Source organism: Streptomyces sp. NPDC002574, from assembly GCF_042889545.1.
Lineage (GTDB): Bacteria > Actinomycetota > Actinomycetes > Streptomycetales > Streptomycetaceae > Actinacidiphila.
In genome coordinates, this window is sequence record NZ_JBIARB010000003.1 from 71225 (window position 1) to 93355 (window position 22131).

The following is a 22131-nucleotide window of genomic DNA, read 5'->3' on the forward strand; positions in this document are numbered from 1 at the left end:
TGTGGGCGGGGGGGTGGGGGTTGGGGTGCTGGCGGCGGCCGGGCGTCCCCCCGGGCGCTCGTGGCGGGTCGGGGGGCGGGGCGGGGGACCCCCCGCCCCCGGGCCCGGGGCCTCAGCTCGCCAGGGCCTGCTTCACCTGGGCGAGGCTCGGGTTGCTCAGCGGGATCGGCTCGGCGCCGCTCTCCGGGGTGACCAGCAGCGTCGGGACCAGCTGGTTCCCGCCGTTCACGGTCTCGACGAACTTCGCCGACTCCGGGTCCTGCTCGATGTTGATCTCCTTGAAGGGGATGCCCGCGCGGTCCATCTGGCCCTTCAGGCGGCGGCAGTAGCCGCACCACGTGGTGCTGTACATCGTCACAGTTCCGGACATCGGTGTTCGCTCCTCAGGGGCTGGGCGCTCGGGGTCAAGATAGCGTCCTGAGAACGCCAACCCCAGGGTCGCGCATTCCTTGCATTCGCATCCGATCCGACGATCGGACCTCAGCTGTGGATAACTTTCCCGGGTGTCTCCCGAGACCTGGCAGCATGGCGGGGTGACTGCTCCAACGCATACCCCGCTCTTCCCGGAGTTCTCCGCCGTCCCGGACTCCGCGGACGCCGTGCTCGCCGGGCTCGACCCCGAGCAGCGCGCGGTCGCCACCGCCCTGCACGGCCCGGTGTGCGTGCTGGCCGGCGCCGGTACGGGCAAGACCCGCGCGATCACGCACCGGATCGCGTACGGGGTGCGGGCCGGGATCCTGCAGCCCGCCAGCGTCCTCGCGGTCACCTTCACCGCCCGCGCGGCCGGTGAGATGCGCGGCCGGCTGCGGCAGCTGGGCGCGGGCGGCGTGCAGGCGCGCACCTTCCACTCCGCGGCGCTGCGCCAGCTCCAGTACTTCTGGCCGCGGGCGATCGGGGGCGAGATGCCGCGGCTGGCCGAGCGCAAGATCCAGCTGGTCGCCGAGGCCGGCGCCCGCTCCCGCATCCGGCTGGACCGCAACGAGCTGCGCGACGTCACCGGCGAGATCGAGTGGGCCAAGGTCACCCAGACCGTCCCGGAGGACTACCCGGCCGCCGCCGCCAAGTCCGCCCGCGAGGTGCCGCGCGACGCCGCGGAGATCGCCCGGATCTACACCACGTACGAGCAGCTCAAGCGTGACCGCGGGGTCATCGACTTCGAGGACGTGCTGCTGCTCACGGTCGGCGTCCTGGAGGACCGTCCGGACGTCGCCGAGGCCGTCCGCTCCCAGTACCAGCACTTCGTCGTCGACGAGTACCAGGACGTCAGCCCGCTCCAGCAGCGGCTGCTCGACCTGTGGCTCGGCGGGCGGGACAGCGTCTGCGTGGTCGGGGACGCCTCGCAGACCATCTACTCCTTCACCGGTGCCACCCCCGAGTTCCTGCTCGGCTTCCGCACCCGGCACCCGGACGCCACCGTGGTCAAGCTGGTCCGCGACTACCGCTCCACCCCGCAGGTCGTGCACCTGGCCAACGGACTGCTGTCGCAGGCCCGCGGCCAGGCCGCCCAGCACCGGCTGGAGCTGGTCTCGCAGCGCGAGGCCGGCCCCGAGCCGTCCTACACCGAGTACGCGGACGAGCCGGCCGAGGCCGAGGGCACCGCACGCCGGATCCGGGAGCTGATCGACGACGGCGTGCGGCCCAGCGAGATCGCCGTGCTCTACCGGGTCAACGCCCAGTCCGAGGTCTACGAGCAGGCCCTCGCCGACGCCGGGGTGCCCTACCAGCTGCGGGGCGCCGAGCGCTTCTTCGAGCGGCCGGAGGTCCGCGAGGCGGGGATGCTGCTGCGCGGCGCGGCCCGGGCCAGCGATCCGCTGGAGGACGCGGACCTGCCCGCGCACGTCCGGGCGGTGCTGAGCACCCGCGGCTGGTCCCCCGAGCCCCCGGCGGGCTCCGGCGCGGTCCGCGACCGGTGGGAGTCGCTGGCGGCGCTCGTGCGGCTCGCCGAGGACTTCGCCCGCGCCCGCGAGGGCGCCACCCTCGCGGACTTCGTCACCGAGCTCGACGAGCGGGCCGGCGCGCAGCACGCCCCCACCGTCGAGGGCGTCACGCTGGCCTCGCTGCACGCGGCCAAGGGCCTGGAATGGGACGCGGTGTTCCTGGTCGGCCTGACCGAGGGCACGATGCCGATCACCTACGCCAAGACCGACGAGCAGGTGGAGGAGGAGCGCCGGCTGCTCTACGTCGGCGTCACCCGTGCCCGGTTCCACCTGGCGCTGTCCTGGGCGCTGTCCCGCTCCCCGGGCGGTCGCGGCGGCCGGCGGCCCTCGCGCTTCCTGGACGGGCTGCGGCCGGGCACGACCGCCCGGGGACGGGCGGGCACCCGCCCGGCGGCCGGCGGCGGCGTGGAACGCGGCGCGGGCGGCCGGCGGCGACGCGGGCCGGTGCACTGCCGGGTCTGCGGCCGCACGCTCTCCGACGCCGGCGAGATCAAACTGATGCGCTGTGAGGACTGCCCCTCCGACATGGACGAGGCGCTGTACGAGCGGCTGCGCGAGTGGCGGGTCGAGCAGGCCAAGGCGCTCGGTCAGCCGGCCTACTGCGTCTTCACCGACAAGACGCTGCTCGCCATCGCGGAGGTAAGGCCTTCCACGGAGGCCGAATTGTCGGTTATCTCCGGAGTCGGGGCCCGCAAACTGGACAAGTTCGGCGCCGAGGTTCTCGCCCTGTGCACGGGCTCCGGGGCGGGTGATGAACCTGTTGCAGAAGACCCCGAAAAATAGTTTGCGCGCCCCGAGGAAATCCCCATAGCCTGCGTGAGCGCGGACGACGCGGCTTCGTGGAGGACCTTCCCGGAGCAGTGGAATCCGTGATGTACTAACCCTGCACGACCTGTCCAGACCAGCCCCACGAGACGCCGAGAGGAGGCGAGACCAGTGATCAACTACACCACCACCACGACCGATCGCACGGTCGTCGCCGCCTGCCCGCTCGGTGCCTCGTTCCTCGGCACCGGTCTGTCCAGCAGCCTGTCCGGTCGTGTGTCCGCCCTGGGCACTCCCGCCCTCTCCCTGCGGGAGCGCGCGGGCGAGCGACCGACTCAGGCGCCGGCGGAAGCGGTAATGGCACAGGCCAAGGCCTATGCCTTTGCGGCGACCAATGGTGCCGGAATCCCGAAGACGCAGCAGCACCCGAAGTGGGCCTTCCGCGGGCTCGAACCCTGGAGTGATCCAGCCTGACAGACGATCAGGCCGGCGCCTTCAGGGCCGCGGAATCCCAGACCGGGATCCGCGGCCCTTCTGTTTTCCCACCCACGACAAACAGACGAGGAACGAAGCGAACGTGCACATCACCTCGCACGCACCGTCCGTACCCACCCCAGTTCGCCCGCCTGACCCGGAGGTCACCTTGATCCCCCTCACCGAGCTCGACGACGAGATCGAGCGCCTCGGCGTACCCGTCCCGTGCCGGACCTTCGACCCGGAGGTCTTCTTCGCAGAGTCCCCGGCCGACGTCGAGTACGCCAAGTCGCTGTGCCAGACCTGCCCGGTCCGTGAGGCCTGCCTCGCCGGCGCGAAGGACCGCCGCGAGCCCTGGGGTGTCTGGGGTGGCGAGCTGTTCGTCCAGGGTGTCGTGGTGCCCCGCAAGCGGCCGCGTGGCCGTCCGCGCAAGAACGCGGTCATGGCATGAAGCGTCCAGCCGTCGGAACGATCGATCGACCCCTCACGCACGACCCGATGAAACAGGCCCCGATGAGTCCGTCCGCCAACGAACGCCCCGCACCTTCCGCCGACGCGCCGACCGCGCGCCAGAACAGGAACCTCGAAATGCAACTCATGCCAGAAGCCCTGGCCCGTGCCCATATGCAAGAGCGCCTCTACGAGGCCGAGCACGAACGCATGGCGCTGCGCGTGCTCACCGCCCGCCGGCTGCAGCGCCGTGCCGAACGTGCCTCGCTGCGCGCCCGCCGCGCGCTCGCGATGGCCGTGATGCAGTAAGCGGTAGCACAGCGGCCACACATCCGTAACGACACACAACCGCGGGGCCGGTCGATTTCGACCGGCCCCGCGATATCGTCAGGAAGTGGACCAGAAGACTCAAGTCGATCGGGTCGGGACTGCTCCCACGACGACGACGTGCGCCCGCTGTGGCGCGGTCGCCCAGGGGCTCCCCCTCACCTGGACCTGCTCAGTGGAGAACGGCAGTCGCGTGTACTTCTGCGACGACTGCGCGCGCAGCAACCTCCGCAGTATCGAGGGGCGGCTGGATTCCGCCTGGTGGTAGCGCCCTGACGACAGTTCCTAGGCCGAGGCGTCCTCGACCTCGGGCAGGGGCGCCTCCCCGTCCCCGGCGAACCCGGGCAGCCACTCGAGCAACTCGTCCCGCAGCCGCACGGTCGCCGACAGCTGGCACAGCACCCCGATGGTGCTCAGCGTCACCCGGTGGATCAGCAGGTACGAGGGCGGCAGGTTGAGCTGCTTGCCCAACTGGTGCGCGGGCGAGCGCGGGTCGGCGATCCGTGCCGCCTGCGCGCGCATCCAGTCGCGGGCGAAGCCGAACTCCTCCACGGCCGCGGGCTCGATGATCGGCCGCAGATAGTCCAGCACGGCGTCCGGATCGAGGGCGATGGTCGGCCTGACGAAGCCCTCCTGGCGGAGCATCGCGTGCACCGACTCGGCGTCGTCCGCCAGCGCCATGCGCAGGGCCGTCCCTATCGGCACCGGGAGGCCCTCCGGAAGCCGGTCGACGGTGCCGAAGTCCAGCACGCCCAGCCGCCAGCCGGCCGCCGGGCCGTCGTCCACCAGCAACCGGAAGTTGCCCGGGTGCGGGTCGGCGTGCAGCAGGCCCGTGCGGGCGGGGCCGGCGAACAGGAAGCGCGCCAGCAGTTGCCCCGCGCGGTCGCGCATCTCCTGGCTGCCCCGGGAGATCACCTCCGCCAGCGGGACCCCGTCCATCCACTCGGTGACCAGCACCCGTTCGGTGCGGTGCACCACGTCCGGCACGAACACGTCCCGGTCGCCGGCGAACTCCGCAGCGTGCGCGTGCTGGGCCTGGGCCTCCAGCTCGTAGTCGAGTTCTTCCGAGATCCGGTCGCGCAGTTCCGTGATCAGCGGCTTGATGTCCATGCCGGGGATGAGCGGCCCGAACAGCCGCGCCACTCTGCCCAGTTGGTTCAGGTCCGACAGCAGGGCGTCGCCCGCGCCGGGGTACTGCACCTTGACCGCGACCTTGCGGCCGTCGTGCCACACGGCGCGGTGCACCTGCCCGATCGAGGCGGCGGCCGCGGGCTGGTCCTCGAACTCCGTGAAGAGCTCGCGCCAGTCCTCGCCCAGCCGCTCCGCCAGCACCCCGTGCACGGTGCGCGCGGGCATCGGCGGGGCCGCGTCCTGCAGCTTGGTCAGCGCCGCCCGGTAGGGGCCGGCGACCTCCTCGGGGAGCGCGGCCTCGAAGACGGACAGCGCCTGCCCGAACTTCATGGCCCCGCCCTTGAGCTCACCGAGAACCTTGAAAAGCTGCTCGGCGGTCCGCTGCTGGAGTTCGATCGCGACCTCGTCCGCGGGGCGGCCCCCGAGTCGCTTGCCCAGCCCCAGTGTCGCCCGGCCCGCGAATCCCAGGGGGAGCGCGGCCAACTTGGCGGTTCGGGTCACCGCTTTACGCGGAAGATCAGACATGCGCCCCCACTTTCCGGTCGGTCACCCCGTCATTGTCCCCCGCCTTTCCCGAACGGCGGCACCCAGTTCCCGGGTCGCACCACATCCACACCTGCGGTCCGCGGGCACCGGGCGCACCTCGGTGGTCAGCCGGGCGAGTCCCAGTTCCCAGCGCGCCCCGCAGCTCGGCGGCCGCCCCCCGTCGACGAACGCCAGCGCATGGGCCGCCGCCAGGCCCGCGACCGTTGTGGCCAGCGCCACATCGCAGGCCGGCACTCCGCCACGACCGGACCGCAGCTGTGCCAGCACCCGGGGCCAGGCCGCGTCGGCGTCGGCCATCCGCAGCCCCAGGCAGCCGGCGCAGCCGGTGCCCCCCGGCACCACCAGCGGGCCGACGACCCCCATGCCCTCCAGCACCCCGGCGTACAGATGGGGAATACCCGCCGCCAGCAGCGGCTCGGCCTCGCGCGGGTCGGGCGCGTAGGCCGCCAGTCCGTCCCTCGGCGCGATCACGACCAGCGAGAGTCCCGGTTCCGGGCGGGCGGCCGGTCCCCGTCTGCCGACCGCGCCGGCCCGCGGGTCGGGCGCGGCCCGCCGGACCAGACCGCGCGCCGCCGCGTCCCGGCGCTCGCCGATGTGCTCCGCGGGGATGCCACCCGGAGCGGTGTCCCACGGCTCGACCCGGCCGTCGTCGCGCACGTCGACCCGGCCCACCCCCGCGGCCGAGAGCACCGACGCGATCGTGCCCCCGACGCGTCCCGCCCCCATCACGCGCACCCGGGTGCCGCGCCGCTCCCGTATCCGGGCGGCCGCTCCGCCGGGATCGGTGTGGACGACGGAGAGCGCCGCCAGGTCGGGCCGGAGCCGGTCCAGCGCGGCCGAGCGGTGGCTCATCGCCTCCGACAGCTCGGCGTGCGAGGACGCGTCGTCCAGGACGCCGCCCTCCGCGAGCAGCCCGAGCAGCCGCCGGGCCTGGCGGGGCTCCAGCCCCAGTGACTCGGCCTCCCGGGCCAGCGGGCCGATCCCCCGCGTGCCGTCGAGCAGGTCGAGGAAGGCGGACGCGGCGCCGTCCACCGAGTCCAGCACGACGGCGTGGGCCGGGTCGACCCCGAATTGCAGGCTTTCCCGGCTGCGCCAGCTGCGGCGCATGGCGGGTTTGAGCATGGGACGCATCGCCACCCCCGTGGACGGGGACCTCCGAGGGGAGATCCCGGTGAATCCGTGGCGACCAGCATGCCCGGAATCCGCGAACCGGCCGCGAAAGTTATCCACAGGCGGCGATAATGATCATTTGATCGGGAAATCTTGGTGCCGCCATCGGGATGTCGTCCGGTTGCTCATGAACGCGAGTCTTTTTTCAGGTGAGCACACCCCGGGGCGGGACTTGACGGACTCCGGGCGGGTAACGTCGTGCCGTGTCCGCCGACCCCTCCCACAGTCTTTCCAGCCAGCCCCCGCGCGCCTCCCGGACCAGCGCGGTGGAAGTGCGCCGGAGTGCCCGTCGACGCCGCACCGTCTCGGCGTACCGCGAGGGCGACGTCACCGTGGTGCTCATCCCGGCGCGGATGTCCGCCGCCGAGGAGAAGCGCTGGGTGACGGTCATGCTCGACAAGCTCGCCGCCCAGGAGAGCCGCAAGATGCTCGGCGACGAGCAGCTCGCCGCCCGGGCCGCCCAGCTGTCCGCCCAGTACCTCGGGGGCCGTGCCGCCCCGCGCACCGTGCGCTGGGTCACCAACCAGAACTCCCGGTGGGGCTCGTGCACGCCGGCCGAGGGCAGCATCCGCCTGTCGCACCGGCTTCAGGGCATGCCCGAGTACGTCATCGACTACGTTCTCCTCCATGAGCTCGCGCACCTCCTCGTGCCGGGCCACGGGCCGGACTTCTGGAAGGTGCTGGAGTCCTATCCGCGCACGGAACGCGCGCGGGGATACCTGGAAGGGGTCGTCGCGGCGGCCCGCCTCCCGCACCCGCCGACGGCACGCGAGGAATAGCCGGGGAATGGCCCGCCGTCGGAGTCAGCGGATAGCCTGACGCAACGCAGAGGCACGTACGTACGGATGGGGGGCGGTCGTTCGCAATGGCCAGGGAATTCCAGCGCGGCCACAAGGCCAAGATCAGTGATCTCACAGCGGGCACGGATCTGTACGTCGGCGTGCAGATCAGCGGACCCGGCCTGACGTTCGACATCAGCTGCTTCGGTCTCGACGCCGCGGAACAGCTCTCGGACGACCGCTATTTCATCTTCTTCAACCAGCCCAAGTCGCCCGAGGAGTCGATTCAGCAGCTCGGCGCGCAGGCCGGCGACACCGAGTCCTTCCGGGTCACGCTGGACCGCATCCCGGACCGGATCCACCGGCTCAGCTTCACCGCGACCCTCGACGGCTCCGGGCAGATGTCCCAGGTCGGTCCCGGCTATATCAGGATCGTCGCGGGCGGCGACGAAGTGGCGCGCTACGCCTTCAGCGGCGCGGAGTTCAGCACCGAGCGCGCGGTCATGCTGGCGGACATCTACCTCAAGGACGTCTGGCGCTTCGCGGCGGTCGGCCAGGGCTTCGACGGGGGCCTGGACGCCCTGCTGAAGAACTTCGGCGGCGAGGTCGCCGAGGAGCAGCAGGCCGCCGTGCCGCCGCAGGCCGCCGCGGCACCGGGCTTCGCCCCGCCGGCCGCGCCCGCGCCCGGGTTCGCGGCGCCCCCGGCACCCGCTCCCGCGCCCCCGGCTCCGCAGCCCGCGCCCGCCTTCGGCGCGCCCCCGGCACCCGCCCCGGCCCCGGGCATGCCCCCCGTCCACGCGGCGCCCACCATGGTGGCGCCGATGACCACCCCACCGCCCCAGGCCCCGCCGCAGGCACCGGGGCAGCCGCCCTTCGGCCAGGTCCCGCCTCCGCAGGCGCCTCCCGGGCACCCCGGTCCTCCCGGTCAGGTCCCGGGCCGGCCCCCGTTCGGGCAGCCCCCGGGCCAGCCGCCCTTCGGCCAGGCCCCCTACGGCCAGCCGCCTCAGGCACCGTTCGGCCAGCCGCCCGCGGCCCCCGCGCCGTACGGCCAGGCCCCGGGCGCGCCGCAGGTCCCGCAGACTCCCGGCGCCGGCCTCGCCGCCGCCATGCAGAAGTACCGCGAGGTCCCCACCGGCCAGCGCTGGACGCAGCAGAACTCCAAGCTCGTCCGCGTCGACCTCTCCCAGGCCGGCGGCCAGCCGGTGCTCGCCCGCCAGGGCAGCATGGTGCTGTACCAGGGCAAGGTCGAATTCGGCTACAAGGGCGCCGGGTTCGCCGGACGCATCGTCGGAAACATGACCGGCCAGGAGATGCAGCTGATGCGCTGCACCGGGCGCGGACAGGTGTTCTTCGCCGAGGACGCCTCCTATCTGCACCCGATCGAGCTCCAGGGCGACGCGATCTGCGTCTCCGCGGAGAACGTCCTCGCCTTCGACGAGTCCCTGCAGCACGAGGTGCGCCGCATCGAGGGCCACGGCATCCCCGGCGGAGCCCTGTTCACGATGCAGTTCCAGGGCACCGGCACCGTCATCGTCAAGACCCACGGCACCCCCGTGGTGCTGCCTGTCACGCCCACCACCTACGCCGACAGCAACGCCATCGTCGCCTGGTCCGCCGCCTCGCAGGTGGTGCTCTCCAGCCAGGTGCGGCTGCGCCGGAACGCCTATCCGGGACACAGCGGGGAGACCGTGAACCTCCAGTTCCGTGGCGCCCCCGGCAACTTCATCGTCGTCCAGCCGTACGAGGTCTGAGGGAGCCCGCCATGGACCAGACTCTGATTTCCGGGTACTCCCCGACACCGGTCACCGCCCGTATGGAGAACCACGGCAACAGCATGCTGAAGGTCGCCATGCAGAGCGGCCAGGACCTCTTCGCGCGCACCGGATCGATGGTCGCCTACGAGGGCTTCGTGCAGTACGAGCCCAACCCGCCCGCCGTGCGCCAGATGGCGTCGCAGTGGCTGACCGGGGAGGGCGCGCCGCTGATGAAGTGCACCGGCGACGGGCTGCTGTACCTCGCCGACTACGGCGCCGACGTCGTCTGCCTGTACCTCAACAACGAGTCCCTGTCGGTCAACGGCACCAATCTGCTCGCCTTCGACGCGCATCTGCAATGGGGCGTGGAGCGGGTCAAGGGGCTGGCCAAGTTCGCCGGCCAGGGCCTGTTCAACGTCGGCGTCTCCGGTACCGGCTGGGTGGCCATCACCTCGCGCGGCACCCCGGTCGTCGTCGACTGCGGCCGCGGCGAGGACGAGACCTATGTCGACCCGGACGCGCTCGTCGCCTGGTCGAGCGGGCTGAAGACCAAGTCCAAGCGCAGCTTCAAGGCCTCCTCCCTGATCGGGCGGGGCAGCGGCGAGGCCTTCCAGATCGGCTTCTCCGGCCAGGGCTTCGTCGTCGTACAGCCCAGCGAAGACAGCACCGACCGCCTCCGAGTCCGGGGCTGAGGGGGAGCGATCCATCATGCAGAGCCCGCTTTTCGGCTACACCGAGGTCCAGACCGAGGACCAGTACGCCCTGCAGAACCCGTACCTGTTGCGGGTCAAGCTCGACGGCAGGAGCGACTGCCTGGCCCGCAAGGGCGCCATGGTCGCCTACCAGGGCCTGATCGAGTTCGACGGTGAGTACCAGAGCCACGCCCAGCGCAACGCCCGCTACCGCACCGGCGAGGGCCTGGAGCTCATGCGCTGCTCCGGGCAGGGCACCGTCTACCTCGCCAACCTCGCCCAGCACATCCACGTCGTGGACGTGGACCACGACGGGCTGACCGTGGACGGTGCCTATGTGCTGGCGCTCGACTCGGGGCTCCACTGGGAAGTCATCTCGGTGGACAGCCAGTTCGGCATCTCGGGCAGCGGCGCCTACAACCTCAACATCTCAGGCCACGGCAAGGTCGCGCTCATGACCTCCGGCCGCCCGCTGCTGATGCAGGTCACCCCGGACAAGTACGTCTCCGCCGACTCCGACGCGGTGGTCGCCTGGTCGTCCTCGCTGCGCGTGCAGATGCAGGCGCAGACCAGTTCCTCCAGCGTGTGGCGGCGGCGCGGCAACACCGGTGAGGGCTGGGAGCTCAACTTCCTGGGCCAGGGCTACGTCCTGGTGCAGCCCAGCGAGCTGATGCCGCCGCAGAACGCCCAGCTCGGTCAGGGCATGGCCGCCCAGTACGGCTTCGGCCAGCACGGCGCGCACGGCCAGAACCAGGGCAACATCTTCACCAACCGCTGACGCCGCCCCGGGCCCGGCCCGCGCGCCGCCTCACATCAGCGCGCGGGTGCGGGCCAGCAGCGTCCGCACCGACCCGTCGGCGACCTCGGCGATCTCGTCGTAGGCGAACCACTTGAGGTCCAGCGACTCGTCGCTGATCTCCTCGACGGCGCCGGGCGGGGCCACCGCCGCGTACTGCACGTCGAGATGCCAGGCGCAGGGCGTCAGATGACGGTCGAGGTTGACCGGCTCGGGGCGCAGCAGCGCCAGCCCGGCGATGCCGGACTCCTCGACGCCCTCGCGCAGCGCGGCCTGCGCCAGCGAGGCGTCCTGCGGCTCGCAGTGGCCGCCCGTCTGCAGCCACATCTTGAGCTTCTTGTGCAGGGTCAGCAGCACCCGGCCGCCCTGCGGGTCCACCACGAGCGTGCTGCCCGTGACGTGCCCGGCGGAGCACGACTTCCACATGCCGTCGGGGTGCGCGTCGAGGTGCGACAGATAGTCCAGCCTCAGGTGGTCCTGGGCGGTGTCGGGCGCGTCCCACTCCTTGAGGACGCGCACGGCGTCGTCGTGCAGGCTCACTTGTCGTCGTCGTCCTTGCTGTCGCGGTTCTCGGGGTTCTCCGGGTTCTCCGGGCTCTCGGCGGTGCCCGAGCCGTCGCCGCTGTCGGCGTCCTTGCCGCGGGCGGCCTCGCCGAGCATCTTGTCGAGTTCGGCGAAGTCCAGCTGCTCGTGGTGGACGAAGCCGTCGGGGTCGTCGAGGTCGGCGGCCGTCGGCAGCATGTCGGGGTGCTCCCACAGCCCGTCGCGGCCGTCGACGCCGCGCGCGTCGGTCAGCGACGCCCACAGCCGGGCGGCGTCGCGCAGCCGGCGCGGCCGCAGTTCCAGTCCGATCAAGGTGGCGAAGGTCTGCTCGGCGGGACCGCCGGAGGCCCGGCGCCGCCGCAGGGTCTCGCGCAGCGCTCCGGCCGACGGCAGGTGCGGCGCCGCGGCGGCGTGCACCACCGCGTCGACCCAGCCCTCGACGAGCGCGAGCGCCGTCTCCAGCCGGGCGAGCGCGGCCTTCTGCTGCGGGGTGTCCTCGGGCTGGAACATGCCCTGCTGCAGCGCGTCCTGCAGCGCCTCGGGGTTGGACGGGTCGAGCTGGCCGACCGCGTCCTCCAGCTTGGCGGTGTCGACCTTGATGCCCCGGGCATAGCCCTCGACCGCGCCGAACAGGTGCGCCCGCAGCCACGGGACGTACGCGAAGAGCCGCTGGTGGGCAGCCTCGCGCAGCGCCAGGTAGAGCCGGACCTCGTCCTGCGGCACGCCCAGGCCCTCGCCGAAGGCGGCGATGTTGGTCGGGATCAGAGCGGCCTTGCCCGCCGGGCCGAGCGGCAGGCCGATGTCGGTCGAGCCCACGACCTCACCCGCCAGCGTGCCCAGCGCCTGCCCGATCTGCGTGCCGAACATGGCGCCGCCCATGGAGCGCATCATGCCGAGCAGCGGGCCGGCCATGGCCTGCATCTCCTCGGGGAGCACATTGCCCATGGCGTTGCCGACGCGCTCGGCGACCGGGTCGACGAGTTCCTTCCACACGGGCAGCGTCGTCTCGACCCACTCCGCGCGGCTCCACGCCACCGCCGATCCGGCTCCGGACGGCATGGACGTCACGCCGTCCAGCCACAGGTCGGCCAGGCGCAGCGCCTCCTCGACCTTCGCGCGGTCGGCCGGGCCCACACTCGGGTCCTTCGCGCCGCCGGATGCGCCCTGGGCGACGGTCTGCCGGGCGATGTCCTTGGCCATCTCCCAGTTCACCGGGCCGCCCTCGTACGAGAGCATCTGCCCCAGCTGCTGGAACGCGGCGCCCAGGTCATTGGGGTTGAGCGAGCCGAACATCGCGGCGAAGGGGTTCTCACCGCCTGCCCCGAAGGGGTTGCCGCCGCCGAACCCGAAGGGATTGGCCGGACCCTGGGAGCCGCCACCGGAACCGCTCGGCTTCTTGTTGTCGTCCCCGTTCCCGTCCTCGGGCTCCTCGGGAGGGACTCCGAATCCGAATGGGATGTCGCTCACGGTTTCCTCGGCTCTGTGTGTTGTGGGCTGTCCCTCCAGCCTAGACACCCGTCAGGCAGGATGGCTGCGTACGGACCGTGGTTGCGGACCGCGCACCTCGTACCGGAAACAACCGTGGGAGACACCTGGTGAGTTCCCCAGAACCGACCGTTCGCCCAGAGCGGAGCGGCGGCAGGGCCGCCGCCGGCCCGGTGGTCGCCGTGACCGGCGCCGCCTCCGGCGTCGGGCTGCGGCTGGCGCTGCGGCTGGCCGAGTCCGACCAGGTCAAGAAGGTCGTGGCGATCGACGAACGGCGCGGCGACGTGCCCGGCGCGACATGGCGCGTGCTGGACGTACGGGACCCGGCGATCGCCGAGCGGCTGCGCGGTGTGGACGTCGTCGTCCACCTCGCGCTCGACCTCGACCTGGAGTCCGACCCCAAGGCGCGCAGCGCCTTCAATGTGCGCGGCACGCAGACCGTGCTCACCGCCGCGGCCGCGGCGGGGGTGCGGCGGGTCGTGCTGTGCACCTCGGCGATGGTCTACGGCGCGCAGCCGGACAACGACGTCCCCCTTGCGGAGGACGCGCCGCTGCGCGCCACCGCGGAGGCGTCCTTCGTGGGCGACCTGCTGGAGATCGAGCGGCTGGGCCGGCGCGCTCCGCGTGCCCATCCCGGGCTCCATGTGACGGTGGTGCGCCCGGCGGTCCTCGTGGGCGGCACGGACACCGCGCTGACCCGGTACTTCGAGTCGCCGCGGCTGCTGGTGGTCGCGGGCAGCCGGCCGTGCTGGCAGTTCTGCCACGTCGACGACCTGGTGACGGCGCTGGAGCACGCGGCGCTGGAGAAGGTCGACGGCGAGATGACGGTGGGCTGCGACGGCTGGCTCGAGCAGGAGGAGGTCGAGGAGCTCTCCGGTATCCGGCGCATGGAGCTGCCGCCGGCCATAGCGCTGGGCGCGGCCTCCCGGCTGCACCGGCTCGGCCTCACCCCGTCGCCGGCCGGGGACCTGGCGTACACGATGCACCCCTGGGTCGTCAGCGGCAGCAGGCTGCACGAGTCGGGCTGGCGGCCGCAGTGGACGAACGAGGAGGTGCTCGCCGTTCTCCTGGAGGAGGTCGCGGGCCGCAACTCCGTCGTCGGACGGCGGCTGGGCCGCAAGGACGCGGCCACCCTGGGCGCGGCCGGCGCCACGGTCGCGCTGGTCGGCACCGCCGCCATGGTGCGGCGGGCACGCAAGCGCCGGGGGGTGTGAGGGCCGCATCCGCCTCCGGGCGGTGCGGCGCACGGCGGGCGCGGACCGCGAGCAGTGAGAAAGAGTGCGGTGGAAAACAGTTTCCGCATAGTGGGAGATGAGGGAGCATGAGTCCCATGGCACAGACGCACGAGGAACCCGTCCGGCTCATCGCCGTCCGCGACACCGAGCTGTCCGTGGACGAGGTCTTCCGTGCGGTGGGGCACGCCTCCGCCGGGGGCACCGCCCTGTTCGTGGGCACGGTGCGCGACCACGACGGCCCCTCGGGCGCCGAGGTCACGGCCCTGGGCTACTCCGCCCACCCCGGGGCCGAGGCCGAACTGCGACGCGTCGCCGAGAAGGTGGCGGCCGACTTCCCCGTCCGCGCCCTGGCCGCCGTCCACCGGGTCGGCGACCTCCGCGTCGGGGACCTCGCGGTGGTCGTCGCCGTGTCCTGCCCGCACCGGGCGGAGGCCTTCGCGGCGTGCCGGCGGCTGATCGACGACCTCAAGCGCGAGGTGCCGATCTGGAAGCACCAGGAGTTCGCCGACGGCACCGAGGAATGGGTGGGTTCCTGCGCGCACTGAGCGCGGGGACCAGGGGGGTCGGGGGCGCTGCTGCGGCGGCGGCCCGGCGGCACCTGTTCGAACTGGTGTTCATCGTCCACCGGACGGTCTACCTGCGGTTGCGTAACCCCGGACCCGCTCGGAACGTTATAGCAGCAAACGATTAGTCTGCTCATAGTTTCTTGATCGACTGCGCGATCCTCTCGCGCATACGGGAGGCCTCAGTGGCGGCGCTCGCATGGTTGCTCATTCCGGTGTTGGCCGCTGTCGCCGCCGCCGTCTGGGGAAGCTGGGCGGCGCGTACGCGCTCGACGGGGGACGGCGCCTCGCTCGCCGGGTACGAGCGGTTCCGTGAGGCCATGCAGCGCTCCGAGTCGGGCAGGGTCTGAGGGCCCGCAGGGCGCCTGCCGGTCGCGTACCGTACTGTCGTTCCATGCCACGCCGCACTGCGACGCTGCTCGCGTCGACCCTGACGCTCATAGCACTGCTCTGTGTCGCGCTGCTGATGCGCGTCCCGTACGCGGAGATGTCGCCGGGGCCGACCGTCAACACGCTGGGCGAGCACGACGGCGCCCCGGTGCTGCAGATCTCCGGGCACAAGACCTATCCCGCCACCGGGCACCTGAACATGACCACGGTGCGGGTCACCAGTGCGGACTACTCGATGAACCTGGTCGAGGCGGTGGCCGGCTGGCTGTCGCACGACCAGAAGGTCGTCGAGCACGACACTCTCTACCCGCAGGGGCAGACGGCCGAGCAGGCCGACCAGGAGAACGCCGAGGAGTTCACCCAGTCCCAGGACAGCGCCAAGGTCGCCGCCCTGAAGGAACTGGGGATACCGGTCGCTTCCCAGGTGATCGTCTCCACCGTCGTGAAGGGCGCCCCCTCGGAGGGCAAGCTGCACGCCGGTGAGGTGATCAAGGCGGTGGACGGCACCCCCGTCAAGGCGGCGGGCGACGTCGCCACGCTGGTCACCAAGCACCAGCCGGGCCAGAACGTGGTCTTCACCGTCGTCCCCAAGGGCGCCAAGGGCGGCGCCACCCGGGACGTCACCATCACCACGGGCACGTCCGACGACGACGGCAAGCGGCGCGCGATCGTCGGCATCCAGGCCGGCGTCGGGCACACGCTCCCGTTCACGATCGACATCAAGCTGGCGGACGTCGGCGGACCGAGCGCAGGCCTGATGTTCGCCCTCGGCATCGTCGACAAGCTCACCCCCGGCGACCTCACCGGCGGCAAGTTCGTCGCGGGCACCGGCACGATCGACGACGACGGCAAGGTCGGCCCCATCGGCGGCATAGACATGAAGACCATCGGGGCACACGACAAGGGCGCCGAGTATTTCCTCACCCCGGCCGACAACTGCGCCGAGGCCGCCCAGGACACCCCGAGCGGCCTCACCCTGGTGAAGGTCAAGACCATCGACGACGCCATGGACGCCCTCAAGGACATCCGCGCGGGGAAGACCGCCGACCTGCCGAGCTGCTCCGCGAACTGAGACGCGCTCGGCCGGGGCCGGTGCGGGCTTCCCCCCGCGCCGTCACTCCTCGAAGGTCGCCGACAGGGCCTCGGCCAGCCCCGGTACCAGCGTGGCGCCGGTCAGCACCTCGGTCGGCGAGTCCTTGGAGCGCAGCCGCACGGCCGACTCCCGGGCGCCGTCGCGCAGCACGGCCACCGTCATGCGCACCTCCTGGCGCTCGGGATGCGCGGCGACCCACTGGCCCAGCGCGTCCTCGTCCAGGCCCTCGGGGATGGCCTGCTCGGCGGACGGCGGCAGCATCAGCCGCTCCACGGTCAGCGCGCAGCCGCTGACCACCTCGGGCCACGCGATGGTGGCCAGGAACTCGTCGAGCGGCGTGCCGGCCGGCAGCTCGTCCTGCTCGATCGGGGTCAGCGCGCCCGCCGTCTGCTCGGCGAGGCCGAGTTCGTCGGCCAGCCCCGGCTCCTGTACACGCAGCCGGTCCGTGTCGACCAGCGCGAAGAGCCGGGCGGGCTGGTCCCAGCCCAGGCCGGACGCGTAGTCGTCGATCTCCAGGACGGCCTGGGTCAGCGGGTTCGCGGCGAGCGGGGCGCCGCCGGACTCAATATTGGACATGCCCAACATCCTGCCTGTTCTGTGACCCGCATCCCCAATCGAGCACCTTGGGGAACTGTGTAAACCGTGAGTAAGTTGCATCAGTGGGCGCCGGCCGGGCGTCCGCCGGAGACCGACTCTTGAGGTGCGCACCTTGGTATTCCAGATGCCGGACCGTGGCGGGAGTCCGCACGGGCCGCGGATCAGAGCGGGGCGTCCGTCGCGGCGAGCCCGGACGCTGCTCATGACGCTGGGGGTCCTGGCCGTGCTGGCCATGGCCTTCGTCATGTTCGCCGGCTTCTGGACCGACTGGCTCTGGTACCGATCCGTCCACTACTCCTCGGTGTTCACCACGACGCTGTGGACCAAGATCGGGCTGTTCTTCGTCTTCGGCCTGCTGATGGCGGTGGCCGTCGGCATCAACGTCTACCTGGCGCACCGGTTGCGGCCGCCGCTCAGCGCGATGTCGCTGGAGCAGCAGAGCCTGGACCGCTACCGGATGGGCATCGCGCCCTACAAGAAGTGGGTGCTGCTCGCGGTCTGCGCCCTGGTGGGGCTGATCGCGGGAGCGTCCGCCTCCAGTCAGTGGCGCACATGGCTGCTGTGGACGAACTCCACCCCGTTCGGCACCACGGACCCGCAGTTCCACGTCGACGTCTCCTTCTACGCCTTCGAGCTGCCCTGGTACCGCTTCCTGCTGAGCTTCGGCTTCGCGGCGGTCGTGCTCTCGCTGCTGGCCTCCGCCCTGGTGCACTACCTGTACGGGGGGCTGCGCATCACCTCCCCGGGCGGCCGCGCCACCGCCGCGGCGACCGGCCACCTGTCAGTGCTGCTGGGCCTGTTCGTGAGCCTCAAGGCGGTCGCCTACTGGCTCGACCGGTACTCGCTGGCGGTCAAGTCCGGCAACCTCAAGTCCGGTGACTGGACCGGGCTGCGCTATGTGGACGCCAACGCCTATCTGCCGGCCAAGACGATCCTCTTCGCGATCGCCATCATCTGCGCCCTGCTGTTCTTCGCCACCTTGTGGCGGCGCACGTGGTCGCTGCCGCTGATCGGCTTCGGCCTGATGGTGCTGTCGGCGATCCTGATCGGCGGGCTGTACCCGGCGATCGTGCAGAAGTTCCAGGTGCAGCCGAACGAGGCCGCCAAGGAGCAGCCGTACATCCAGAAGAACATCAACGCCACGCGCCAGGCGTACGACATCGACGGCACCAAGGTGTCCGACTACGCGGGCAGCAACCCGGCCGACGAGAAGGACCCGGCGCAACGGGCGCAACTGCGCGCGGACGCCGACACCACCGCGTCCATCCGGCTCCTCGACCCCAACGTGGTCTCGCCGACGTTCCAGCAGCTGCAGAAGGCGAGCGGCTACTACTCCTTCCCCTCCACGCTCGACGTGGACCGCTACAAGGTGCAGGGCAAGGAGCAGGACACCGTGGTGGGCCTGCGCGAGCTGAACCTCGCGGGCATCCCGCAGCACAGCTGGATCAACGACCATTTCAAGTACACGCACGGCTACGGCCTGGTCGCCGCGAAGGGCACCACCGCGACCGAGGGCGACGAGACCACGCGCGGCGAGCCCGTCTTCACCGAGTCCGAACTGCCGACCACCGGCGACCTCGGGAAGTACGAACAGCGGATCTACTACGGCGAGAAGACCAAGCAGTGGTCCATCGTCGGCGACAAGTCCACGCCGGAGATCGACTACAACACCAACGACGACGGTGAGAAGTCGTACACCTACACCGGCAAGAGCGGCGTCGGCCTGAAGAACCCGGTGACCCGGGCCGCGTACGCGGTGGCCTTCGGCGACCCGCAGATCTTCTACTCCGGCGCCGTCGGCGACGACTCGCGCATCCTGTACAACCGCACGCCCAAGGAGCGCGTCGAGGCGGTCGCGCCGTGGCTGACGATCGACGGCGACTCCTACCCGGCCGTCGTCGACGGCCACGTGATGTGGATCGTGGACGCCTACACGACGAGCAACGGCTATCCGTACTCGTCGCGGACGACGCTCGGCGACACCACGGCGGACTCGCTGACCGACGGGCAGCGCGCGGTCCTGGCCCAGCAGAACCAGGTCAACTACATCCGCAACTCGGTGAAGGCGACCGTGGACGCCTTCACCGGTGACGTCACCCTCTACGAGTGGGACGACAAGGACCCGGTGCTGAAGACCTGGATGAAGGCCTTCCCGCACACGGTGCAGCCCAAGAGCGGCATCAGCGCCGACCTGATGGCCCATCTGCGCTACCCGCAGGACCTGTTCAAGGTGCAGCGCCAGCTGCTGACGCGCTACCACGTCACCAAGGCGTCGACCTTCTACAGCGGCAGCGAGGTGTGGCAGGTCCCCAACGACCCGGCGACGAAGACGGGCAAGGCGGTACCGCCGTACTACCTGAGCCTGCGCATGCCGGACCAGGCCGCCCAGACGTTCTCGCTGACGACGACCTACACGCTCAACCGGCGTGACAACCTGGGCGCCTTCATGGCGGTCGACGCGGACGCCACCAGTGCGGACTACGGCACGATCCGGTTGCTCAGACTGTCCAACAGCCGGGTGTACGGCCCGCAACAGGTGCAGAGCCAGTTCAACTCCGATCCCGACGTGGCGGAGAAGATCAAGCTGCTGAGCGGCGGCGGCGGTTCCACCGTCGAGTACGGCAATCTGCTGACCATCCCGCTCGACGGCGGTCTGCTCTATGTGGAGCCGGTCTATCTGCGCGGCGCCGACTTCGACTACCCGCTGCTGAAGAAGGTGTTGGTCTGGTACGGCGGGCAGGTGGAGTTCGAGGACACCCTCGGCCAGGCGCTGAACGCGGTCTTCGGGACGGCGGACGGCGGGACCGCACCGCCACCTGAGACCGGCGGCACGGGCACCGCGCCGCCTCCGTCCAACGCGACGGTCGCCCAGGCCCTGGCCGACGCCCAGGCGGCGTACGACGCGAGCCAGAAGGCGCTGAAGGCCGGCGACTGGGCCGCATACGGCCAGGCCCAGAAGGATCTGGCGGAAGCGCTCCAGCGGGCGCAGGAGGCCGAGAAGCAGGCGGAGAAAACGGGCTGAGCAGGCACTCCCCGCGTCGTGGTACGGTTGGGACACAACGACGCGGGGTGGAGCAGCTCGGTAGCTCGCTGGGCTCATAACCCAGAGGTCGCAGGTTCAAATCCTGTCCCCGCTACTGTTCGAGAGGGTCCGGAGTCAACTAGGCTCCGGGCCCTTTCACTTGTACGGGGGAACTGCGCGCGCAGAGGTTTCGTCGGGGTTGATGTCGGGAAGTCGACAAAACGCTGAAGTGACCTCCTGGGACGGTCTCAACCCCGCAGGGTTGTTGCATACCAGGTGTACTGCGGGTACGGGTGGTGCGACGATGGACCTCATGGGGGATGGTGCAAGGCTGCTGAAAACTCGTCGGATCCCGGACAGCGGGTCCGCGGGCGGAACGACCCTGCCCGCGTCCGTTCCCGCGCAGACGGCCGCCTTCGCGCCGACCGTCGCCGAGCTGCTGCCCGGCCCGCGCATGGGGTCCGCCGAGGAGGACCGGCTCATCGAGTCCGAACTGCCGGACGAGGAGAGCCTGGAGGCCCGCGAGGAGGCCGAACTCGAGGCACGCCACCGGCGGGCCGCCGAGCACGGTGACATCGCCGCGGCGAGCATCCTGGGCACCCTGCTGCTGCGCCGTGGCGACCTGGAGGGGGCCGAGCCGTACCTGCGCGCGGCCGCCGCCGGGGGAGACCGGCCGGCCGCCAACAACCTCGGACTGCTGCTGCACCAGCGCGGCCACGCCGAGGAGGCCGCGGGCTGGTGGCGCATCGCCGCCGTCGCCGGCTCCGCCGCGGCCGCGCACGCGCTCGGCCGGCACTTCCGCGAGCGCGGCGACGAGCCCGGCGCCGAGTACTGGCTGCGGCAGGCCGCCGAGTCCGGGCACACCCTGGGCGCGTACGCGCTGGCCGACCTGCTCGACCACCGGCGCGACGTCGGCGCAGAGCGCTGGTTCCACGCCGCCGCCGAGCACGGGCACCGCGAGGCGGCGTACCGGCTGGCCCGCATCTGCGCCGAGCGCGGCGAGGAGCGCGAGGCCGAGCAGTGGTACCGGCAGGCCGCCGCCCGCCGGCACCGGCGCGCCGCGCTGCGCCTCGGCACGCTGCTGGAGGAGCGCGGCGAGTACGAGGAGGCCAAGCGCTGGTACCTCACCGCCGCCCGGGACGGCGAGCCGCGTGCCGCCTGCGCGCTCGGCTTCCTGCTGCGCGACGCCGGCGACGTCGACGGCGCCGCCACCTGGTGGCGGCGCGCCGCCAACGCCGGTGACGGCAACGCCGCGAACGCGCTCGGCGCGCTGCACGCGCAGGAGGGCGAGATCCAGACCGCCGAGCGGTGGTACCGGGCCGCCCTGGAGGCCGGCGACGTCAACGGCGCCTTCAACCTCGGCCTGCTCTGCGCCGGTCAGGGACGCACCGCCCAGGCCGAGCAGTGGTACCGCAAGGCGGCCTACACCGGGCACCGCGAGGCGGCCAACGCCCTCGCCGTGCTGCTGCTGCAGCGCGGGGACGCGGCGGGCGCCGAGCCGTGGTTCTCCAAGGCCGCGGAGGCGGGCAGCGTCGACGCCGCCTTCAACCTCGGCATCCTGTACGCCGGGCGGGGCGACGACGGCACCGCGCGGCGCTGGTACGAGCGGGCGGCCGCCAGCGGGCACAGCGAGGCCGCGCTGCAGGTCGCGATCGCCCTGCAGAAGGACGGCGACCCGCACGGCGCCGAGCGGCACCTGCGGTGCGCCGCGGGCGGCGGCAGCCCCGAAGGTGCCTTCCGGCTGGGCGCGTTGCTGGACGCGCAGGGTACGGAGGACGCGGCCGCGGAGGCGGAGGAGTGGTACGCCCGCGCCGCCGGCCAGGGGCACCGGCGTGCCCAGGTCCGGCTCGGCATGTGCGCCGCCCGACGGGGGGACGTCGTGGACGCCGCCCACTGGTACCGCGAGGCAGCGGAGGGGGGCAGCCGCAACGGGGCGTTCAACCTCGGGCTCCTCCTCGCACGCGAGGGCGCGGAGCCGGAGGCGGCCCTGTGGTGGACCCGCGCCGCCGACGCGGGGCACGGGCGCGCGGCGCTCCGGCTGGCGCTGCTGGCGGCCCGGCACGGGCAGCTCGCGGATGCGCAGGCGTGGTGTGCGCGGGCGGTCGAGTGCGGGCCTGTGGAGGTCGCGGAGCGGGCCGCGCGGCTCACGGACGCGCTGGAGCACGAACTGTCCGCGTAGGTCTTTCCCCACGCGCCCGGGTGCCCGGTGAAGTCAGGGCGCCCCGACGCGCGTTTCGTGGGGGCCGGGTTCGGGGCCTCCGGGGCCGGCCGTTCTGGACAGCACATTCAGGTGCCTCGGGCACCCTGAGTTGATCACTCGGGGTGCCGCACCCACATATGCTCCACAGTCCAGAACACCCACCCTCCCCCAGCCTCCGGCCGG

At 71.9% G+C, this 22131-nt stretch carries 20 protein-coding genes and 1 tRNA gene; 14 read left to right on the plus strand and 7 right to left on the minus strand.

The genetic code is table 11. From position 1 onward, the window contains the following. Positions 1 to 112: 112 nt before the first annotated feature. Positions 113 to 370 carry a glutaredoxin domain-containing protein gene (locus tag ACFYXS_RS07240; protein WP_389244851.1) on the minus strand — a complete coding sequence of 86 codons (258 nt, stop codon included), beginning with the start codon at positions 368 to 370 and terminating at the stop codon, positions 113 to 115. Between the two features lie 163 nt (positions 371 to 533). Here ACFYXS_RS07240 and ACFYXS_RS07245 point away from each other — a divergent pair, with 163 nt between their 5' ends. From ACFYXS_RS07245 to ACFYXS_RS07260, 4 genes are all read left to right on the plus strand, one after another. Continuing rightward, the gene (locus ACFYXS_RS07245; RefSeq protein WP_389244853.1) at positions 534 to 2720 is read left to right on the plus strand and encodes an ATP-dependent DNA helicase UvrD2; all 2187 of its coding nucleotides are present in this window, start codon (positions 534 to 536) and stop codon (positions 2718 to 2720) included. Between the two features lie 153 nt (positions 2721 to 2873). Continuing rightward, positions 2874 to 3176 carry a hypothetical protein gene (locus ACFYXS_RS07250; RefSeq protein ID WP_389244855.1) on the plus strand — a complete coding sequence of 101 codons (303 nt, stop codon included), beginning with the start codon at positions 2874 to 2876 and terminating at the stop codon, positions 3174 to 3176. A gap of 103 nt (positions 3177 to 3279) precedes the next feature. Beyond that, positions 3280 to 3627, plus strand: a complete 348-nt coding sequence (locus ACFYXS_RS07255) for a WhiB family transcriptional regulator (protein ID WP_319665065.1) — start codon at positions 3280 to 3282, stop codon at positions 3625 to 3627. Beyond that, the gene (locus ACFYXS_RS07260; protein WP_389244858.1) at positions 3624 to 3935 is read left to right on the plus strand and encodes a hypothetical protein; all 312 of its coding nucleotides are present in this window, start codon (positions 3624 to 3626) and stop codon (positions 3933 to 3935) included. Before ACFYXS_RS07255 ends, ACFYXS_RS07260 begins: the two co-directional genes overlap by 4 nt. A 303-nt stretch (positions 3936 to 4238) precedes the next feature. Here the strand turns inward: ACFYXS_RS07260 and ACFYXS_RS07265 are convergent, their stop codons facing one another. Then, entirely contained in the window at positions 4239 to 5609 is a 1371-nt protein-coding gene (locus ACFYXS_RS07265; RefSeq protein WP_389244860.1) for an ABC1 kinase family protein, read from the minus strand. A gap of 21 nt (positions 5610 to 5630) precedes the next feature. Next, positions 5631 to 6761, minus strand: a complete 1131-nt coding sequence (locus tag ACFYXS_RS07270) for a TOMM precursor leader peptide-binding protein (protein ID WP_389244862.1) — start codon at positions 6759 to 6761, stop codon at positions 5631 to 5633. Positions 6762 to 7003: 242 nt separating this feature from the next. Here ACFYXS_RS07270 and ACFYXS_RS07275 point away from each other — a divergent pair, with 242 nt between their 5' ends. From ACFYXS_RS07275 to ACFYXS_RS07290, 4 genes are all read left to right on the plus strand, one after another. Continuing rightward, complete coding sequence (locus ACFYXS_RS07275; RefSeq protein ID WP_389244864.1) at positions 7004 to 7579, plus strand: M48 family metallopeptidase; 576 nt, start codon at positions 7004 to 7006, stop codon at positions 7577 to 7579. Between the two features lie 86 nt (positions 7580 to 7665). Continuing rightward, entirely contained in the window at positions 7666 to 9330 is a 1665-nt protein-coding gene (locus tag ACFYXS_RS07280; RefSeq protein WP_389244866.1) for a TerD family protein, read from the plus strand. An 11-nt stretch (positions 9331 to 9341) separates the two neighbouring features. Continuing rightward, positions 9342 to 10025 carry an AIM24 family protein gene (locus ACFYXS_RS07285; RefSeq protein ID WP_389244868.1) on the plus strand — a complete coding sequence of 228 codons (684 nt, stop codon included), beginning with the start codon at positions 9342 to 9344 and terminating at the stop codon, positions 10023 to 10025. A gap of 16 nt (positions 10026 to 10041) precedes the next feature. Then, positions 10042 to 10803, plus strand: coding sequence for an AIM24 family protein (locus ACFYXS_RS07290; protein ID WP_389244870.1), 762 nt, complete (start codon positions 10042 to 10044; stop codon positions 10801 to 10803). 30 nt (positions 10804 to 10833) lie between these two features. Here the strand turns inward: ACFYXS_RS07290 and ACFYXS_RS07295 are convergent, their stop codons facing one another. Both ACFYXS_RS07295 and ACFYXS_RS07300 read right to left on the minus strand, forming a co-directional pair. Next, positions 10834 to 11361, minus strand: coding sequence for an NUDIX hydrolase (locus ACFYXS_RS07295; RefSeq protein ID WP_389244872.1), 528 nt, complete (start codon positions 11359 to 11361; stop codon positions 10834 to 10836). Then, positions 11358 to 12830, minus strand: coding sequence for a zinc-dependent metalloprotease (locus tag ACFYXS_RS07300; RefSeq protein ID WP_389244874.1), 1473 nt, complete (start codon positions 12828 to 12830; stop codon positions 11358 to 11360). The genes ACFYXS_RS07295 and ACFYXS_RS07300 overlap by 4 nt, the downstream gene beginning before the upstream one ends. A 128-nt stretch (positions 12831 to 12958) precedes the next feature. Between ACFYXS_RS07300 and ACFYXS_RS07305 the strand changes: the two genes are divergently transcribed. Both ACFYXS_RS07305 and ACFYXS_RS07310 read left to right on the plus strand, forming a co-directional pair. After that, complete coding sequence (locus tag ACFYXS_RS07305) at positions 12959 to 14062, plus strand: SDR family oxidoreductase (RefSeq protein WP_389244876.1); 1104 nt, start codon at positions 12959 to 12961, stop codon at positions 14060 to 14062. Positions 14063 to 14178: 116 nt separating this feature from the next. After that, on the plus strand, positions 14179 to 14628 hold the full coding sequence (locus tag ACFYXS_RS07310; protein WP_389244878.1) for a molybdenum cofactor biosynthesis protein MoaE: 450 nt from the start codon (positions 14179 to 14181) through the stop codon (positions 14626 to 14628). Between the two features lie 151 nt (positions 14629 to 14779). Here the strand turns inward: ACFYXS_RS07310 and ACFYXS_RS07315 are convergent, their stop codons facing one another. Further along, positions 14780 to 14968, minus strand: coding sequence for a hypothetical protein (locus ACFYXS_RS07315; protein WP_389245850.1), 189 nt, complete (start codon positions 14966 to 14968; stop codon positions 14780 to 14782). Positions 14969 to 15040: 72 nt separating this feature from the next. On the opposite strand from ACFYXS_RS07315, the gene ACFYXS_RS07320 reads away from it, so the two are divergent. Further along, entirely contained in the window at positions 15041 to 16108 is a 1068-nt protein-coding gene (locus ACFYXS_RS07320) for a PDZ domain-containing protein (protein WP_389244880.1), read from the plus strand. A gap of 42 nt (positions 16109 to 16150) precedes the next feature. Here ACFYXS_RS07320 and ACFYXS_RS07325 read toward each other — a convergent pair whose 3' ends face one another. Next, the gene (locus ACFYXS_RS07325) at positions 16151 to 16705 is read right to left on the minus strand and encodes a PPA1309 family protein (RefSeq protein WP_389244882.1); all 555 of its coding nucleotides are present in this window, start codon (positions 16703 to 16705) and stop codon (positions 16151 to 16153) included. A 145-nt stretch (positions 16706 to 16850) separates the two neighbouring features. On the opposite strand from ACFYXS_RS07325, the gene ACFYXS_RS07330 reads away from it, so the two are divergent. From ACFYXS_RS07330 to ACFYXS_RS07340, 3 genes are all read left to right on the plus strand, one after another. After that, positions 16851 to 19748: a UPF0182 family protein gene (locus tag ACFYXS_RS07330; protein ID WP_389245792.1), complete on the plus strand. Its 2898-nt coding sequence runs from the start codon at positions 16851 to 16853 to the stop codon at positions 19746 to 19748. A 41-nt stretch (positions 19749 to 19789) separates the two neighbouring features. Further along, positions 19790 to 19863: transfer RNA gene (locus ACFYXS_RS07335), tRNA-Met, on the plus strand. 189 nt (positions 19864 to 20052) lie between these two features. Continuing rightward, positions 20053 to 21927, plus strand: a complete 1875-nt coding sequence (locus ACFYXS_RS07340; RefSeq protein ID WP_389244884.1) for a tetratricopeptide repeat protein — start codon at positions 20053 to 20055, stop codon at positions 21925 to 21927. Positions 21928 to 22131: the final 204 nt, after the last annotated feature.